17 protein-coding genes are annotated in these 16,366 nt (G+C 73.7%); 12 read left to right on the forward strand and 5 right to left on the reverse strand.

Annotated features, from left to right (window positions below):
* Window positions 1-10 precede the first annotated feature (10 nt).
* Window positions 11-1,240, forward strand: a complete 1,230-nt coding sequence (locus tag AB0K00_RS45825; RefSeq protein WP_363535412.1) for a cytochrome P450 — start codon at window positions 11-13, stop codon at window positions 1,238-1,240.
* 2 nt (window positions 1,241-1,242) lie between these two features.
* On the opposite strand, the gene AB0K00_RS45830 is transcribed toward AB0K00_RS45825, so the two are convergent.
* Window positions 1,243-1,677 carry a redoxin domain-containing protein gene (locus tag AB0K00_RS45830; RefSeq protein ID WP_363535415.1) on the reverse strand — a complete coding sequence of 145 codons (435 nt, stop codon included), beginning with the start codon at window positions 1,675-1,677 and terminating at the stop codon, window positions 1,243-1,245.
* Window positions 1,678-1,759: 82 nt separating this feature from the next.
* On the opposite strand from AB0K00_RS45830, the gene AB0K00_RS45835 reads away from it, so the two are divergent.
* The 10 genes from AB0K00_RS45835 (at window position 1,760) to AB0K00_RS45880 (ending at window position 9,113) form a co-directional block, all read left to right on the forward strand.
* Window positions 1,760-2,233, forward strand: coding sequence for a MarR family winged helix-turn-helix transcriptional regulator (locus AB0K00_RS45835; RefSeq protein WP_363535418.1), 474 nt, complete (start codon window positions 1,760-1,762; stop codon window positions 2,231-2,233).
* 401 nt (window positions 2,234-2,634) lie between these two features.
* Window positions 2,635-3,198, forward strand: coding sequence for a hypothetical protein (locus AB0K00_RS45840; protein ID WP_363535421.1), 564 nt, complete (start codon window positions 2,635-2,637; stop codon window positions 3,196-3,198).
* A 56-nt stretch (window positions 3,199-3,254) separates the two neighbouring features.
* Complete coding sequence (locus AB0K00_RS45845) at window positions 3,255-5,759, forward strand: histidine kinase (protein WP_363535424.1); 2,505 nt, start codon at window positions 3,255-3,257, stop codon at window positions 5,757-5,759.
* The gene (locus AB0K00_RS45850; RefSeq protein WP_363535427.1) at window positions 5,756-6,472 is read left to right on the forward strand and encodes a response regulator transcription factor; all 717 of its coding nucleotides are present in this window, start codon (window positions 5,756-5,758) and stop codon (window positions 6,470-6,472) included. Before AB0K00_RS45845 ends, AB0K00_RS45850 begins: the two co-directional genes overlap by 4 nt.
* Before the next feature lie 10 nt (window positions 6,473-6,482).
* Window positions 6,483-6,758 (forward strand): hypothetical protein, encoded by a 276-nt coding sequence (locus tag AB0K00_RS45855; RefSeq protein WP_363535430.1) that lies wholly within the window; start codon window positions 6,483-6,485, stop codon window positions 6,756-6,758.
* Between the two features lie 196 nt (window positions 6,759-6,954).
* Window positions 6,955-7,362 (forward strand): YbaB/EbfC family nucleoid-associated protein, encoded by a 408-nt coding sequence (locus AB0K00_RS45860; protein ID WP_363535433.1) that lies wholly within the window; start codon window positions 6,955-6,957, stop codon window positions 7,360-7,362.
* Window positions 7,363-7,365: 3 nt separating this feature from the next.
* Entirely contained in the window at window positions 7,366-7,689 is a 324-nt protein-coding gene (locus AB0K00_RS45865) for a hypothetical protein (RefSeq protein WP_363535436.1), read from the forward strand.
* A gap of 2 nt (window positions 7,690-7,691) precedes the next feature.
* Window positions 7,692-8,186 carry a hypothetical protein gene (locus AB0K00_RS45870; protein WP_363535438.1) on the forward strand — a complete coding sequence of 165 codons (495 nt, stop codon included), beginning with the start codon at window positions 7,692-7,694 and terminating at the stop codon, window positions 8,184-8,186.
* Window positions 8,179-8,685, forward strand: a complete 507-nt coding sequence (locus AB0K00_RS45875) for a YwqJ-related putative deaminase (RefSeq protein WP_363535440.1) — start codon at window positions 8,179-8,181, stop codon at window positions 8,683-8,685. The genes AB0K00_RS45870 and AB0K00_RS45875 overlap by 8 nt, the downstream gene beginning before the upstream one ends.
* The gene (locus AB0K00_RS45880) at window positions 8,682-9,113 is read left to right on the forward strand and encodes an SUKH-3 domain-containing protein (RefSeq protein ID WP_363535443.1); all 432 of its coding nucleotides are present in this window, start codon (window positions 8,682-8,684) and stop codon (window positions 9,111-9,113) included. The genes AB0K00_RS45875 and AB0K00_RS45880 overlap by 4 nt, the downstream gene beginning before the upstream one ends.
* A gap of 1 nt (window position 9,114) precedes the next feature.
* Here the strand turns inward: AB0K00_RS45880 and AB0K00_RS45885 are convergent, their stop codons facing one another.
* Window positions 9,115-9,972, reverse strand: a complete 858-nt coding sequence (locus tag AB0K00_RS45885) for an NmrA/HSCARG family protein (RefSeq protein ID WP_363535446.1) — start codon at window positions 9,970-9,972, stop codon at window positions 9,115-9,117.
* A gap of 84 nt (window positions 9,973-10,056) precedes the next feature.
* Between AB0K00_RS45885 and AB0K00_RS45890 the strand changes: the two genes are divergently transcribed.
* Complete coding sequence (locus AB0K00_RS45890; protein WP_363535449.1) at window positions 10,057-10,623, forward strand: helix-turn-helix domain-containing protein; 567 nt, start codon at window positions 10,057-10,059, stop codon at window positions 10,621-10,623.
* Between the two features lie 18 nt (window positions 10,624-10,641).
* Here AB0K00_RS45890 and AB0K00_RS45895 read toward each other — a convergent pair whose 3' ends face one another.
* The 3 genes from AB0K00_RS45895 to AB0K00_RS45905 all read right to left on the reverse strand — a co-directional run bounded on the left by AB0K00_RS45895 (window position 10,642) and on the right by AB0K00_RS45905 (window position 16,300).
* Window positions 10,642-13,770 carry a GH92 family glycosyl hydrolase gene (locus tag AB0K00_RS45895; RefSeq protein ID WP_363535452.1) on the reverse strand — a complete coding sequence of 1,043 codons (3,129 nt, stop codon included), beginning with the start codon at window positions 13,768-13,770 and terminating at the stop codon, window positions 10,642-10,644.
* Window positions 13,771-13,905: 135 nt separating this feature from the next.
* Window positions 13,906-15,801 carry a hypothetical protein gene (locus AB0K00_RS45900; protein ID WP_363535454.1) on the reverse strand — a complete coding sequence of 632 codons (1,896 nt, stop codon included), beginning with the start codon at window positions 15,799-15,801 and terminating at the stop codon, window positions 13,906-13,908.
* 52 nt (window positions 15,802-15,853) lie between these two features.
* A complete protein-coding gene (locus tag AB0K00_RS45905; RefSeq protein ID WP_363535456.1) occupies window positions 15,854-16,300 on the reverse strand; it encodes a GntR family transcriptional regulator in 447 nt (148 codons plus the stop codon).
* Between the last annotated feature and the right edge of the window lie 66 nt (window positions 16,301-16,366).

Genomic DNA, 16,366 nt, shown 5'->3' on the forward strand with positions numbered 1-16,366 from the left:
TGGTGGACGGATGCCGGACATCGTGCAGGACCCGGAAGTGCTGCGACTGCTGGACGAGCTGACCCGGATGCCGGGGCGCGCCGACCCGTATCCGCGCTACGCCCGACTCCGGGAGATCTCCCCGATCGTGCGCGCCGAGGACGGTGCCCTGGTCGTGACCGGCTACGGCGACTGCGCGACCGTCGTGCGCGACCCCCGGCTGCAGCATCTGCCCGCCGACATGCTGGCCTTCATCGGCTTCCCCGACTGGCGGGAGCATCCGGCGCTGCGGCAGCTGTTCACCAGCATGCTGACCCTCAACCCGCCGGACCACACCCGGCTGCGGCGCCTGGTGAGCTCCGCGTTCACGCCGCGGCGGGTCGAGGCGCTGCGGCCGTCGATCGAGCGGATGGTCGAGGACCTCCTCGACGGTTTCCTCGACGGCCCGAGCGGGGACGTGGACTTCGTCGCGTCGTTCGCGTTCCCGCTGCCGGTCAACGTCATCGGCGAGCTGCTCGGCGTGCCCGCGGAGCAGCGCCCCGGGTTCCAGAGCCTGGTGCGCGACTGGACCCAGGTCCTCGAGGTGATCACCCCGGAGGTGCTGGCCACGGCCGACCCGGCCGCCGCCGCCATCCGCGACCACCTCGCCGAGCTCGTCGAGCAGCGCCGCCACCAACCGGGCGACGACCTGCTCAGCGCGCTGGTCCAGGCGCAGGCGGCGGACGACCGGCTCACCGACGACGAGATCCTCAGCAACGCCGCGCTGCTGTTCGCCGCGGGCTTCGAGACCACCACCAACCTGCTCACCAACGGCGTCGTGGCGCTGCTCGGCGAGCCCTCGCAGTACGAAGCGCTCGGGCAGCGGCCGGACCTCGCCCGGCCGGCGGTCGAGGAGCTGCTGCGCTTCGACAGCCCGGTGCAGCTCAGCAGCCGTCTGGTGACCGCGCCGGTCGAGCTCGGCGGGATCACGGTGGATGAGGGGGAGCGGGTCGTGGCATACCTGGGCGCCGGCAACCACGACCCGGCGCGCTTCGCCGAACCGGGCCGGCTGTGGCTGGACCGGACCGACAACGCGCCGCTGTCCTTCGGCGGCGGCATCCACTACTGCCTGGGCGCGCCGCTCGCGCGGCTGGAGGCGCAGATCGCGCTGCCCGCGCTGGCCCGCCGCTTCCCGTCGTTGACGCTGACGGGCGAAAGCGAGCGGCGGGACAGCCTGAGCCTGAAGGGGTACACCAGCCTGCGGGTCGACACGGGGCGCTGACGTCACATGGCGTCGACGGCCGCGGTGAGCGCCGCCGCGTCGAAGCTGCCCGTGGGCAGGGCCGCGCCGAGCCGGTAGCGGACCTCGCCCGCGGCGTCGACGAGCAGGGTGCCGCTGTGCTGCAGCAGCACGGTCCTGGCCAGCCCGACGGCGTGGTGCGCCTCGGCGCCGGTGGACGACACCACGCGGACCGCCCCGGCGACGCGGCGGATCCGGGCCGCCTGGGCGGCGCCGCCCGGCACGACGACGACCGGGGTGACGTCCCGGTCGGTGAGCCGCAGCGCGGCGAGGGCCCGCACGTGCCGCACGCAGATTATGCAGCTGGCCGCCCGCATGAAGAACAGCACGATCCCCCGCGCGCCGCCGCGCAGGTCGGCCACGGTGACCTCGGCGCCGGTGGCGTCGGCGAACACGACCCGATCGGTTTCGACCTTCATGATTCCTCCTGTACGTAACTGAGTTACCAACATTAGATACGTAACTGGGTTACGCAGTCAATGCCCGGTAAGGTCGTTGGTCATGAGCGCGCAACCACCTGCCGAGCCCGATCTGGGGATGCTGCTGGCGGCGTGCTGCGAGCGCATCGTGCGCACCGCGCTCGGCGAGCTCGCCACGGCCGGCTACGGGCACCTGACCCCGTCGCAGTCGCTGACCGTGCTGTTCATCGGCGACGGCCACGACACCGTCACCCGGCTCGCCGACCGGCTCGGCATGACCACCCAGGCGATCAGCAAGATCTGCGCGACCCTGCACACCGAGGGCCTGCTCGGCCGCCACGCCACCGCCGGCGACGCGCGGGTGCGCCGCTTGGAGCTCACCGCCGAGGGCCGCCGGGCCGTCGAGGCGATGCGCGCCGCCGGCACCGCCGCGGAGCAGGTCTGGGTCGACCTCGTCGGCGCGGAGACCCTCGGCGTCGTGCGGGACGCCCTGGCCGCGTTCGCCCTCGCCCCCGAGACCGCCTCGGTGAGCCCGGTCCACATCCGCTTCGCCTGACCACGCCGCGCCGCGCCGCCGGGCCGTGCCGAGCCGGGGTGTGCCGCGCCGTTACGTGCCGTTTCACGCCACGCCGTTCCGCGCCCGGCCGTGCCGCGCCGCGCTGCGCCCGGCCGTGCCGTGCCGCGCTGCGCCCGGGGGCGTGCCGAGCCGTTCCACGCCGCGCCACGCCGCGCCGCGCTGGGCCGCGCCGCGTTGGGCCGCGCCGCGTCGCGGCGAGGGCCGTGCCGTGCCGTGCCGTGCCGTGCCGTGCCGTGCCGTGCCGTGCCGTGCCGTGCCGTGCCGTGCCGTGCCGCGTCGCGGCGAGGGCCGTGCCGTGCGGCGACGGGACGGCGGGTCGGAGCTGCCTGACGGCCGCGTGTTCGGCCGGGGCCGAACAGTGCGCGGCCTAGCCTCGGCGCATGAGCGACGACATCCCCGCCACCGACGGCCGCGACCCCGCCCACGTCATCGAGGGCGCCGTCGCCCACGCGCTGCGGCTGGCGCAGACCTGGCCGGCGTGGGACGGCCGGCCGATCCCCGCCGAGGACCGCGTGTACACCCCGCACAAGGCGATCCGCCGCCTCGGCGACCACCTCGTGGACCACCTCGCCGAGCTGGAGGCGCGCCTCGCCGGGCAGATCCCGCAGCCCGATCACTGGCACGCTTCCGCCGTCACCACGCCCGCCGATCTCGCACCGTTCACCGAGGCCGACCTCGACGAGGCCCGCAGCCGGCTGACCCGCCTCGCGCGGATCTGGTCCCTGCGCCTGGGCAGCCTCGACGACGAGCGGCTCGACCGGGTCGAGGGCGGCGCGTGGACCCTGCGGCAGGTGGCCTTCCACCTCGGCAGCACCTTCTACGCCGACGCCGTCGGCGACCTCACCCGCTGTCTCGCCGCGGGTGCTGACGGCCATCCCGCCGCGGGTGCTGACGGCCGTCCCGCCGCGGGCGTGGACCGGCGAGGACACCACCCCAGGGCGTAGACGGCCTCCGCCCGCGGGATGACCGGAGGGCCGCCCAGGGGCGATAACCTCACGCCATGAGCGGGACCGGCGGCACCGGCGGACGGGACGGGGGTGCGCGGATCCGGTGGGCCCGGCAGGTCAGGTTGCCGGTCGCGCTCACCGTCGCGCAGCTCGCCGTGTGGCCGCTCGGTCCCCTCGCCTTCGGCGCGTCCGTCGACCCCGTCCGGGCCTGGCAGGTCATGGCGATCACCGCCGCCGTCGGCGTGGCGCTGAGCCTGCGGGCGGTGGCGCCCGTCGCGGCGTGGGCGGTGACGCTGACCGCCGTGAGCTGCGCCGACCCGCTCGGGTTGCAGGACGAGGCGCTCATTGTGCCGTTCGGTGATCTCCTCGCCCTGTACGCCGTCGCCGTCCACCGCACGCTCCGGGTGAGCGTCCTGTGCGTGGCGGCGGGCACGGTCGTGTCGACGCTGGTGGCGGACGTGCTCACCGAACCCGACACGGTCACCGGGTCGATCGCGATCACTGCGGCCGCCGACGCGGCGCTGTCCGCCGTTGCGTACACCGCCGTGGTTGTCTTCGGCCGGTCCCGCCGCCGCAGGACCGCGCGGCGCGAGGCGGTCCGCGTCCACGTCGCCGGCGCCGCCGAGCACGAACGCGCCGCCGCGGCCCACGAACGTGAACGGCTCAGCCAGGAGCTGCACGACGTGTCCGCGCACCATCTGACCGCGGTCGTCGTCCAGCTCGCCGCCGCGCAGCGGCTCCGCGACCCGGCGTCGGCCACGCAGGCCCTCGACGTCGCGCGGACCTCGGGCCGGGCGGCGGCGCGCTCCCTGCACCGGCTCGTCGCCCTCGCCGGTCGCGACGAGGCGCCGGCCCCGGCCGGGATCCCGGACCTGGTGGCGGGGTTCGCCCGGCTCGGCCTGCGGGTCGAGGTGCGGCCCGACCCGGACGGCGGTCACCTCCACCCCGACGTCGCCGAGACCGCCCACCTGATCGTGCGGGAGGCGCTGACGAACGCCCTGCGGTACGCGCCCGGCGCCGCGGTCACGGTCGCCGTCACCCGCTCCGGCGACGCGGTGACCGTCGCCATCGACGACACCGGCCCGGAAACCATCGACGACAGCGTCCCGGAAACCGGCACCGGCACCGGCAGCGACGCAAGCAGCGGTGGTGGCGCAAGCGACGGTGGCGGCGCGGCCGGGTTCGACCTCGGTTCCGGCGCCGGGATCCCTGGGATGCGGGCCCGCGCGGCCCGGCTCCGCGGCACGCTCACCGCGGGACCCCGGCCGGCCGGCGGCTGGTCCGTGCGCGCCGTGCTGCCCGCGTCGCCGGATCCCGTCCGGCCCGCACCGCCGGCATCCTCGGCGCCCTGGTGGCGCAACCCGACGGCGCGGGTCCTCGACGTGCTGCTGATCGTGCTCGTCGCCGGGCTGCCGCTGTTCCTCGCCGCCGCCGTCCGCGCGGAGGAGGGCGGCGGACCGCCCTTCGCCGGGCCCGCCGACGCGGCCATGACGCTCCTGTTCCTCATTGTCTACTGTGGACCGTTGTGGTGGCGTCGGCGGGCGCCGGTGCCGGTGCTTGCCGCGCTGCTGGTCGTCGGGGTCGCCGCCGCGGTCCTCAGCCGGGTCGAACCGGCCGCTACCGGCTTCGGCGTCGTCGTGCCGCTCACGCTCGCCGGGATCGTCGTGCCCGTGTACGCCGCCGGGCGGTACGACACCCGCCACCCCGGGCTCACCTGGCTCGCCGGTATCGGGGCGGGCGCCGGCGCCGCCGTGGCACTGGTCATCAGGTTCGTGCAGCCGGCCGACCTGGCCGGCGACGGCACGTCCGCGCAGCTGTGGCCGGCCGGCGCCGTGTTCATCACCGCCATGACCGCCGGCGCGCTCAGCCTGCTGGCCCTGCCGTGGTGGCTGGCCGGGTTCCTCGTCGCGCGGCACCACGCCCGCGCCGACCGGCAGGACCGGGTCGCGCTGCGCGACGTCGCCGAGCGCGCCGTGCGTGCCGCCCGCGACGAGCGGGCCCGCATCGCCGAGGGCCTTCGCGGGCAGGTGCTGTCGCACACGTCGGCGCTGCTCGTCGCCGCAGGCGACCCGGAGGGCGGGGCTCCCGTCGGTACACCTGGCGACAACCGGATCGCGACCGCCCTCGGCCACGCGCGTGCCGCGCTCACCGCCATGCGGGAACTGCTCACCGTGCTGCGGGTCAGCGCCACCACCGGACCCCGGGCCGCCCAGCCGACCCTCGCCGGGCTGGCCGAGCTGTGCGGCCCGGAAGTGGCCCTCGAGGTGCACGGCGCGGGGCAGGTGCCGCTGGAGGTCGAGCTGTGCGCGTTCCGGGTCGTCGAGGCGGTCCTGCCGATCGGCGCGGCGCCCGGCGGTCCGGCGCTGGTGCGGCTGGAGCACGGACCCGACGCCCTGCGGCTGTGCGTGCGGCGGCTCGCCGGGCCGGTCCCGCGGCCGGTCCTGGCCGCACTGCGCGAACGCGTCGACGCGGTGGGAGGATCGCTGGCGACGACGCGGCCCGGCGCCGGCTGGCAGCTGGACGCGTCCCTGCCCGTGACGGAGGTCGTGCCATCGTGATCACGGTGATGGTCGTCGACGACCAGCCGATGGTCCGCGCCGGCATCGCCGCGGTCGTGGACGCCGAGCCGGACCTGTCCGTGGTCGCGGTCGCGGCGGACGGCGCGGAGGCGATCGCCGTCGCCGGGCGGCTGCGCCCCGACGTGGTGCTCATGGACATCCGCATGCCGGGCGTGGACGGGCTCACCGCCACCGAGCGGCTGACCGGCGGCCCGGATCCGTTGCGGGTGCTGGTGCTGACGACGTTCGGCCTGGACGAGTACGTGTACGCGGCGCTGCGCGCCGGTGCGTCCGGGTTCCTGCTCAAGGACGCGGACCCGCAGCGGGTCGTCGACGCGGTGCGGGTCGTCGCGGCCGGTGACTCGCTCATCGACCCGTCGCTGACCCGGCAGCTCATCGACGCGTTCGTCCGCGCGCCGGCGGTCGACCCGGCGGTCGCGGCCGGCCTGGACCGGCTCACCGCCCGGGAGGTCGAGATCCTGCGGGGCGTCGCCCGGGGGCTGTCCAACGCGGAGATCGGCGCCGAACTCGGTGTCCGGCCGGCGACGGTCAAGGCCCACATGAATGCGATCCTCGCCAAGCTGGAGCTGCGCGACCGGGTCCAGGCGACGATTTTCGCCTATGACGCCGGCCTGGCCCGCCCCGGTCTCCACCCTGGGGTGGTGCCCGGAATCCAACCGAGGCCCGACGAACGCGGCCCCGCCCGGCCATAGCGTCGGATGTATGCGAAAGACATGGCAGCACATCCGTCCCGCCGCCGCGACGGCGGTCCTGATCGGCGCCGCGGCGGCGGTGACCCTGCTGGTGCTGGCGGCGCTGCTGTGGTGGCAGCACGGCGACCGGCCGTGGCCGCTGCTGGTGTGGGCCGCCGTGAAGGGCGCGCTGTGGAGCAAGACCGTGTTCAAGGTCGCCCTGGCCGCCGGGCTCGGCGTGGTCATCGGCGTCCGGGGGCTGGCCCGCCGGTTCCGGCGCTCCCCTGAGGGCGACCAGACCCGGTGACGGCCCCTGCCGGGTCCAGGCCGCACCGCTATATGTGATGGCGTCCGGAACGGCCATAACTCGTGGGCTAGTTTCCTAGGACGGCGTAGCGGACGTGGCCGGGCTCACCCTAGAAACGGCGCCGGGAGGCACGGTCCAAACGGACGAACCTGGCAGAATCGGCGCCGCGTCACCCGGCTCGGCGAAAGGCGACAACATGGCGGCGGAGGACCTTGCGGGTCTGCTCGACTCGGTGCAGCGACTGCTCGGCGCGACCCAACCCACGGACTCGCCGGATGCGCAGCCGGCGCTGCGGGGGACGGGCACGTCACCGAACGGGCTCATCACCGCGGTCGCGGCGCTCGGCGGCAGGATCGAGTCGGTCGCCGTCGACCCGCGTGGCCTGCGGCTGGACAGCCAGACCCTCGGCGAGGAGGTCGCCGCCGCCGTCAACGCGGCGCTGGACGACCTGCGGGCGCAGGCGAAACTGGCCCCGGAGGCGGTCGACCTGGCCGCGCTGCACACCGAGCTGACCCAGGTCCGCGACGAGTCCGCCCGCCAGTTCACCTCGTTCCTGGAGTCGATCTCGGCCACCCAGGAGCGGGTCACCGCGGACCGGCGGTAGCCCGTGGACCTGCGTATCTCCGTCGAGAGCCTCCGCACCGCCGGCACCGGCCTGCAGGCGGCCGGCGGCCGCTTCGCGACCGCGCTTGAGCAGTTCCGGGTCGAGCTGACCGGCCACGGCGAGCCGTGGGGCACCGACGACATCGGCTCGCTCATCGGCGCCGCGCACGCCGAGGTGTCCGACTTCGCCTTCGAGTGTTACGCCGACGCCCGCGACGAGGTCATCGCCAGCGGGGAGGACCTGGTCGGCATGGCCGATCGGTATGAGCTGCTGGAGCAGGACAACCTGGCGTTGATGACCGCCATGGACCCGAAGACGGGGACCTGAGCGTGGGCCTGCAACTGCCGGGGGAGCTGCGGGCTGTCCTGTCGCTCATCGGGTACGAGTGGCCTCAGGCCGACGAGCAGAAACTGTTCGAGATGGGCCAGGTGTGGACCCGGTTCGCCGGCACCATCCAGCACAGCATCGCCGAGGCCGACCCGGTCGCGGCGGCGGTCTGGACGCAGAACGTCGGCGCCGACATCACCGCGTTCCGGGCGTCGTGGGAGCACGAGGACGGCCCGTCCAAGGCGCTGCACGACGGTGCGACCGCGGCTCAGCTCGCCGGGCTGGGGCTGATGGTGTGCGGGCTCATCGTGCTGGCGTTGAAGGTCGCGGTCATCATCCAGCTGGTGATCCTCGCGATCGAGATCGCCCAGGCGATCGCCACGTCGGAGCTGACGTTCGGCGCGTCGCTGCTGGAGATCCCGGTGTTTCAGCAGCTCACCCGGACCGTCGTCAGCAACCTGCTGATGGAGGCCCTGTTCATGCTCGCCGATGGCTAGCGGCCGGGGCAAGGCCAGCGGCAAGCTGATCCGCGCGGCGCTGCGCTCCCTGCGCAAGACGAAGAAGCGCCGTCGCGGTCACCCGGACGCGGTGCCGACCCGCCGGGCGGCGCCGCCACGGCAGGCGTCGCACGCCGCCCGCCGGGAGGCGGACCGGGCGCAGGCCGGTGGGCGCACCAACGGTACCGCCGAGGCGGTCACGACCGCGGACGGCCGGCACACGGTGTCGACGCAGAGCGGCGCCGGGTATCCGCTGCACCGCCGGGTCGAGGGGACGATCAACACGATGCCGCCCGGCCAGCGGGCAGACTGGCACGGTGAGTGTGCGCTGCCGCAGGCGCTGTCGCGGATGCTGGACCGGGGCATCGACCCGACCGGTGGTGCGGTCGGGTCGGCGCGGATCCGTGCGCCGGGGCACCGGATGCACGGCACGCAGATCCCGCCGTGCCCGAGCTGCGCGCCGCTGATGAGAGAGTTCAACCTGAGGGAGGCGATGTGAGCGGGGACTGGTCGACGCTGGTGTACACGGCGTTGCAGAACGCCGGCTGGCACGACGGGCGGCGGGTGAGCACGGCGGCGTGGGCGGATGCGTTGCGGCCGAGCGGTTTCCTGCCGCACCCGGCGGCCGAGGCGTTCCTGCTGGAGTTCGGCGGGTTGTCGGTGGACTCCCGCGGGGAGGGCCGGGACGTGGCGAAGATGTCGTTCGACCTGGACCCGACCCTCGCCGAGGGGCAGAAGGGCTGGTTCGAGAGCCTGGAGGGCGGCACCGCGGGCGGGCTCTACCCAATCGGTGAGGAGCGCGACGGCAACGCGAGCCTCGCCATCGACGCGGACGGGATCGTGCACCTGCTGTTCAACCAGCGGCGGGTGCCGCTGGGCCCGGGCCGTCAGGCCCTGGCCTGGCTGATCGAGGGCGTTCGGGACTGATTCACGCGGTGAAAAGGGCGGCGCCGCCGCGGGTGAGCCAGGTGTCGAGGTCCATCAGGCCGGGGTGCAGCTTGCGCAGCGCGGGGATGTCGGCCTGCCAGCCGCCGAAGGAGCTGCCCCGCTGGACGTTGTCGATGTTGATGCCCTGCGCGGCGAGAACCTCGCGGGACACCGCGGCGACGGCGAGTTCCCGTCCGGTGGCGCGGCTGATGGCGGCGACGAGCTCCTCGCGGGTGACCTCGTCGCCGGCGAGTTCCAGGGCGAGGCCGAGGTAGGTCGCGGGATCGGCGAACGCGAGGGCGGCGAAGGCGGCGATGTCGTCGACGGCGACGAGCTGCACGCGGGCGCCCGGGGCGATCATCCGGATGAGGGCGGTCGGGCTGGTGACGCCGTACTTCGCCGACGCGTGGTTCTCCATGAACATCACCGGGCGCAGGAACGTGGCGGGCAGGCCGAGCGACCGGATGTGCTGCTCGATCTCCCACTTGGTGTTCCAGTGGGTGATGCCGCTGCCGCGTTCGACGCCGCCGACGGAGGTGTAGACGAGGTGGCGCACGCCGGCGGCGTGGGCGGCGTCGGCGACGTTCACGCCGAACCGGACCTCGTCGGTGTCGAAGTGCGGCGCGTCGTAGGCGGGCTGGACGCTGAAGACGCCGTGGGCGCCGGCGAAGGCGGCGTCGAGGGAGGCGCGGTCGCCCATGTCGCCGGTGACGAGTTCGGCGCCGGTCAGGGCTTCGGCCTTCCTGGGGTCGCGGACCAGGGCCCGCACGTGCCAGCGCCCGTCAGCGAGCAGGTGGCGGACGGTGGCGCCGCCCTGCTGGCCGGTGGCGCCGGTGACGACGATGGTGCGTTCGGGCATGGTTCCCCCTTGGTACGCTCTCTTGCGGAGCACTGCTCCGAAAATACGGAGCGGTGCTCCGGATTGTCAACCGAAGGAGGGCGCATGACCGCTCGGGTCGACGCGCGCCGCAACCACGACCTGCTGCTGGCCGCCGCCCGCGAGGCGTTCGCGGCGCACGGCACCGACGCTTCGCTGCGTGACATCGCGCGGCAGGCCGGGGTGGGGATCGGCACGCTGTACCGGCACTTCCCGACCCGGGAGGCGCTGCTGGAGGCGTTGCTGCGCAGCCGGTTCGACGCGCTGCGGGACCGGGCCGGGGAGCTGTCGGCGGCCGCCGCGCCGGGCGAGGCGCTGCTGGAGTGGCTGAGTGAGCTCGCCGCCGGGTCGGTGACCTACCGGGGGCTGCCGGAGTCGGTGATGACCGCGCTGCGCGACGAAGGGTCGCAGCTGCACGCGTCGTGCGCGGGGATGCGCGCGGCGGGCGGGCGGCTGCTGGAGCGGGCGCAGGCGGCGGGCGAGGTCCGCGGCGACGTGACGGCGGCGCAGCTGCTGGCGCTGGCGGCGGGGCTGGCGTGGGCGGGGGAGCAGTCGGCGGATCCGTCCGACATGGTGCGCAATCTGCTGTCGATCGCGGCCCACGGGTTGACGAGGACGGCGGCCGCCACCTGAGTGACGGCCGCCGGTCGGTCAGCTGTACGCCTCGAACTCGTAGATGCGCGCGGCGGTGTTGGTGTTCTGGGTCGGGGTGATGATGTTCATGCGGATGTAGCGGGCGTTGACGTTGGTCGCGGTGGTGGTGACGTTGGCGGTGTTGGCGCGGACCTGGGCGGCGGTCGTCCAGGTGCTGCCGTCGGTGGAGGTCTGCAGGTCGTAGTCGCGGGTGTTCCAGGCCGCGTCCTCGCCGCCGGCGCCGGCGTGCCGGACCACCAGCGATCCGATGTGGACGGTGCTGCCGAGGTCGACCTGCAGGAACTTGTTCGTGCCCAGCGAGCACCACTTGTCGGTGTTGCCGCCGGTGACGCTGCCGTTGACCGCCTTGTCGGGGCCTTCGGTCGTGGCGCAGGAGGAGTCCGCGGTAGCCGGGCGGCCCAGCGCGAGGTTGCCGCTCGGGGTGCCGCCGCCGTACACCTCGAACTCGTAGATGCGCGCGGCGGTGTTGCCGTCATTGGCGGGGGTGCCGATGTCGACCTTCACGTAGCGGGCGGTGCGCGCGGTGATCTGGTGCAGGGTCCGGCTGGAGCGGTTGTTGGTGACGGACACGGCCTGGGTCCAGGTGGTGCCGTCGGTGGAGGTGGAGATGGTGAACGCGCCGGTGTTCCAGCCGGTCTGCTCGCCGCCGAGGCCCGCGTGCTTGAGCACGAAGGAGCTGACGGTCTGGTTGGAGCCGAGGTCGACCTGCAGGAAGCGCGGGGCGGTGCCGGTGCAGAACTTGCTGTTGTTGGCGAGGCTGCCGTCGACGGCCTTCGCCGCGGTCTCGGTGGTGCCGCAGGCGGCGGAGCCGGTCGCGGTCTTGTTCAGCGCCAGGTTGGTGCCCAGTGCGGGCGCGGCCGGCGGCTGGGTGGCGCCGTCGGTGAAGGACGGCGGGACGTTGCCGGCGCCGGTGCCCCAGCTGGATTCGCTGCCGCCCATCGTGTACTGCAGGGTCCCGCCGGCGGCGAGGTCCGGGTAGCGCAGGTAGTTGTTCGCCACGCCCGCGCCGTTGAGGGTGAGGCCCTGCACGTACTGGCTGCTCGAGCTGCCGCCGTTGATCTGGATGTTGCCGGCGGAACGCTGGATGAGCACCGACGGGAACGACGGGCCATGGATGGCGAGGGTGTCCGCGCCCGGGGTGACCGGGTACATGCCCATCGCGGACCAGACGTACCAGGCGGAGGTGGCGCCGAGGTCGTCGTTGCCGGGCAGGCCGCCGGCGCCGGTGGTGAACGACTCGTTCATGACGCGGCGGACCGCGACGCTGGTGCGGCCGGGGCGCTGCGCGAAGTTGTACGCCCATGGCACGTTGTGCTCGGGTTCGTTGCCGATGTAGAAGTACGGCCGGGACAGGCCGCCGTTGAGCTCGGTGAAGTGGTGGTCGAGGCGCTGCACCGCGGTGCTCGGCCCGCCCATGAGCGAGATCAGCGCGGCGAAGTTCTGCGGGACCATCCACGTGTACTGCGCGGCGTTGCCCTCGGTGTAGGGGCTCTCCTGCGCGGGGTTCAGCGGCCACGGCCAGGTGCCGTCGCTGTTGCGCGGGTGGATGTAGGCGGACTCGGCGTTGTAGGAGCTGCGCCAGTACTGGGCGCGGGTCATCGCCGAGTTGTAGGTGGTGGTGTCGCCGACGGAGCGGGCGAACTGGGCGACGGCGAAGTCCGACGCGGAGTACTCCAGGGCGTCGGAGGGTGCGTTGGGGATGAAGTGGTTCGCCTCGTACGTGGCCTCACGACCGCGGATCGGTGAGCCCTGCATCAGGCCGCCGGCGATGGCGTTCTTCATCAGCTGCAGCGCGGCGGCGGTGTCGAAGGCGCGGGCACCGAAGGCGTAGGCGCTGCCCACGATGATCGGGCCCGGGTCGCCGGTCATGACGAAGTCCTCGTTGATCTGCTGCGACCACTTGGGCAGCAGGCCGCCCTGCTGGCCGTCCAGCACCATCGATTTCATGATGTCGCTGGCGACGTCGGGGGCGATGAACGCGATGAGCGCGGCCCACGAGCGGTAGATGTCCCAGCCGGAGTAGTTCTGGTACACCGGGTGGGATGCGGTGTGCACGGCGTTGTCGAAGCCGCGGTACTGGCCGTTGACGTCGCTGGCCACGTTGGGGTTGACCATGACGTGGTAGAGCGCGGTGTAGAACTTCTGCTGCTCGGTGGCGCTGCCGCCGGTGGCCTGGACCCGGTTGAGGGCGGTGTTCCAGGCGCTGTTGGCGTTGGCACGGACGGTGTCGAAGGCGCCGGTCTCGGCGTTGAGGTTCGCGGTGGCGTTGGCGACGCTCACGAACGACAGCGCGACGGTGGCGTTGACGGTCCGGTTGCTGCTGGTGTCCCAGGTGATGACGGCACCGGTGTTGACGCCGCTGGTGCTGGTGGAGCCGTTGCTGATCGTGCCGCCGTTCCAGGTGCCGACCGAGGAGGGGGCCCGGTCGAAGCGGATCGAGTAGTAGATCTGGTAGGTCTTCGAAGAGCCGCAGAACCCGCCGGCGGTGACGCTGCCGGTGACGTTGCTGCCGGAGATGCTGACCGAGCCGCTGCGGTTGCCGGTGGCGGACCGGCTGGTGTTGATGAGCAGCCGGGCGGTGGTGGTGTTGGGGTAGGTGAGGCGCAGCGCGCCGGTGCGGGTGGTGGCCGACAGCTCGGCGTCGACGCCGTACTTGTCGAGGCGGTTCTTGTAGTAGCCGGCGGACGCGGCCTCGTTGGTCTTCGTGTACGCCGAGGCGTAGCTGGTCCAGGCGGTGCCGGGGGAGGAGCCGAGCGCGCCGGTGATTGGCAGCAGGCCGAGGTCCTCGTTGTTGGGGCAGCCGGCGCCGTTGAAGTGGGTGAGGCTGAACTCCTCGATGGTGCGGTCCCGGTCGCGGTAGCCGGACGGGGACGCGGTCGGGGTGTCGGGGCTGAACTGGGTCATGCCGAAGGGCACGGTGGCGCCGGGGAACGTGCTGCCACCGGCACCGCCGCCGACAGGGTTGGGGGAGTTGCTGTCGTCGGTGCCGATCAGCGGGTTGACGTATTGGGTCAGGTTGAGGTCGGCGGCCTGTGCCGGTGGTGCCTGCGCAAGCGCGACGAAGACGCTGCCCAACAGGGCTGCGCCCGCGCCGGCGAGCAGTCGGACCGTGCGGGATCGGGACATGGGTGGTCTCCCGTTCGTGGCGGTGAGGACGGGAGAGCGCTCTCGATGCATTCATAGCGGCTGATCGACGTTCGGTCAAGATTTGGCAGAACTTCGCCTGCGCCCGCCGGGCCGTTGAGGTTCTATCGAACGTGGTCAGAAATGTGCGATCTGTACCAGCACCCCGCCGGTGAGCACGGTGATCCGGCCGGGTCCGGCGGCGACGAGCTGATCCACGCGCAGCGGCGCCGGGAACCGTTCAAGGCACGCGCCCGCGACCGGATCCCAGATCCGGATGCTGCCGTCCTCGCAGCCGGTGACGACGACCGGCGCCCCGTCGAACTCGGCGACGAGGAGCCCCCGGACCGGGGCCGGGTGTGCCAGCGGCGGCCCGACCCGTTCGGTGCTGCGGATGTCGTACGTGGCGACGACGGTGCCGGCCGCCGCGGCGACAGCGGTGGCCAGCACGCTCAGCGCGGTGACCGGGCTCTTGGCGACCCGGCGCGGCGCTCGCGTCTCGGTCAGGTCGGTCGGGTCGAGCCAGCGGACGTGCCCGTCGGACTCGCCGATGAGCAGCGCGCCGGCGCCGAGCGCGAGCTGCCGGATCCGCCCGGTACGGCGCCCGCGGCGATGCGCGTGCAGCCGCATCCCGCGGACGTCCCAGACGGCGATGTTGCCCGCCGGGTCGAGGGCGGCGACGAGCGGCACCGGCCCGGTGTCGTCCGCGGCGGCGCTGCACAGCACGGCGGCGAACGGGCTGCGCTGCTCGGGGTGCCGCACGGTGCCGTCGGGGTCCAGGACGGTGATGTTGGTGCTCGCGACCGCGACGAGCGTCTCCCGCCCGTCGACGGTGAGCCGGAACAGGCGGCGCTGCCCCATCGGGAACCTCGGCGACCCGGCCGGGTCGCGGACCGGGCGGCCGGTGTCGGGGTCGAGGAACCACGTCAGGCCGTCGCTGCCGACTCCCACGATCGCGGTGCCGGTCGGCACCGCGGCCTTGCAGTCGAGGCGGTCGCTGGGCAGGTCGCCCCGCGGGTCGGCCGGCTCCAGGGCGTCGAGGTCGAGCAGGTTGACGCGGCCCTCGGTACTGCCGAACTGCGTGACGAAGACCGTCCGGCCGTGCACGGTGACATGGTCGGCGTCAAGTTCGAAGGTGGTCCGCAGCACGCCGCTGACCGCGCCCGTGGTGAGGTCGACGATCCGCACGAACCGTCCGCTGGGCAGCACCGCCGCCGGGCCGGCGAACGCCAGGGCGTCCCGCACCCTGGCGCCGGTGGGGAACGTGGCGAGGGCCGTTGCGGTTCGGGGGTCCCAGATCCGCAGTACGCCGTCATAGTCGACGGTGACGGCCCGGCGCGCGCCGCCGAGATCGGTCCAGGCGCCGCAGGCGGCTTCGGCACCGGTGGCGGCGGGCCCGGCGGTCGGCCGGAGCCCGTCCAGGGTCCAGAACCGGACCTCGGACGGCTGGTCGCCGCCGATGCTGAGGACCGCCGCAGGCTCGTCGACGCTGACCGCGACCGTGTTGACGTAGCCGTCGTGGGCGGCGACCTTCGCCAGCCGTCGGCCGTCGGTGAGGTCCCACAGCAGCAGGTACCCGTTCGCGGTCCCGGTCACCGCGACCCCGCCGGCGGCATCGAGGGCGCACAGCTTCCCGGCGGGGCCGGGGATGTCGTCGGGGTCCGTGGAGACCAGGAGCCTGCCGGTGCGGACCTCCCAGACGAGGAGCCGGTCCTCGGCGACGGTGACGAGGGTGTCGCCGACGAACACCACGTCGGGGGAGTAGCCGTACCGGGCCTCCAGCGGGACGGTTTCCACTGTGCCGTCGGTGCGGTCGATGCGGTGGATCGTGTCGCTCGACGCGGCCCACGCGTGCGTCGCGTCGAGGCGGACACCGAAGATGAGGTCGCGGAGGTGGTGCACCTGGTGCAGCCCCCGTGACAGGGGCTCGCCCGCCGCCCACCGCGGCAGCCATTCCCCGGGTGCCGTGGCGGCGAGCCGCGCCGCCTCGTCGGTCTGGCCGCGCCGCAGCAGGCCGAGGATGGTGTCGAACACTGTCGTCCTCCCGGGTCAACGCCAGGCGGGGGACGATACAGCAGCGGGGACCTCAGGCGACGTCCATGATCTTGGTGGCGGCGCCGGCGAGGCCCTCCGGGTTGAGGACCTCGACCCGGTCGGCGAGGAACACCTCGACCCGGCCGGACCGGTCCCGGACCTCGACCAGTGGCACGCCCCGGTCGATGCCCATGGCGAAGCGTTCCGACGTGGTCGGCATGCGGCAGGTCAGCTTGCTGCCGCGGCCCATCACCACCGTCGAGCGGGCGGGTCGTTCCCGAACGGTCGACGGTGCGCCGCGCCGGGACGTGACGAGGCCCTCCTCGCGCAGGATCGCCACCGCGCGGCGGACCGTGGTGAGGCTGACCGCATACCGGTCGCAGAGTTCGCGTTCGCTCGGCAGGGGCTGCCCGGCGGGATAGGTGCCGCGGTTGACCTCGTCCCGCAGGAGGTCCGCGATCTGGTGGTAGACGGCCGGCACGTGTCGCTGCACATTCACGGCGTCCACTCTACCGGTCTGTGGCCATATGGCAACATGCCTGGCGGGGCGGTGCGGCGGGCGGGT

The sequence above is a fragment of the Dactylosporangium sp. NPDC049525 genome (assembly GCF_040676755.1).
Lineage (GTDB): Bacteria > Actinomycetota > Actinomycetes > Mycobacteriales > Micromonosporaceae > Dactylosporangium.

Excerpts from the sequence above, each read along its gene's own strand:
- AB0K00_RS45825 (WP_363535412.1), top strand. The coding sequence starts at position 11 with ATGCCGGACATCGTGCAGGACCCGGAAGTGCTGCGACTGCTGGACGAG.
- AB0K00_RS45830 (WP_363535415.1), bottom strand. The coding sequence starts at position 1,677 with ATGAAGGTCGAAACCGATCGGGTCGTGTTCGCCGACGCCACCGGCGCC.
- AB0K00_RS45835 (WP_363535418.1), top strand. The coding sequence starts at position 1,760 with ATGAGCGCGCAACCACCTGCCGAGCCCGATCTGGGGATGCTGCTGGCG.
- AB0K00_RS45840 (WP_363535421.1), top strand. The coding sequence starts at position 2,635 with ATGAGCGACGACATCCCCGCCACCGACGGCCGCGACCCCGCCCACGTC.
- AB0K00_RS45845 (WP_363535424.1), top strand. The coding sequence starts at position 3,255 with ATGAGCGGGACCGGCGGCACCGGCGGACGGGACGGGGGTGCGCGGATC.
- AB0K00_RS45855 (WP_363535430.1), top strand. The coding sequence starts at position 6,483 with ATGCGAAAGACATGGCAGCACATCCGTCCCGCCGCCGCGACGGCGGTC.
- AB0K00_RS45860 (WP_363535433.1), top strand. The coding sequence starts at position 6,955 with ATGGCGGCGGAGGACCTTGCGGGTCTGCTCGACTCGGTGCAGCGACTG.
- AB0K00_RS45875 (WP_363535440.1), top strand. The coding sequence starts at position 8,179 with ATGGCTAGCGGCCGGGGCAAGGCCAGCGGCAAGCTGATCCGCGCGGCG.
- AB0K00_RS45885 (WP_363535446.1), bottom strand. The coding sequence starts at position 9,972 with ATGCCCGAACGCACCATCGTCGTCACCGGCGCCACCGGCCAGCAGGGC.
- AB0K00_RS45890 (WP_363535449.1), top strand. The coding sequence starts at position 10,057 with ATGACCGCTCGGGTCGACGCGCGCCGCAACCACGACCTGCTGCTGGCC.
- AB0K00_RS45895 (WP_363535452.1), bottom strand. The coding sequence starts at position 13,770 with ATGTCCCGATCCCGCACGGTCCGACTGCTCGCCGGCGCGGGCGCAGCC.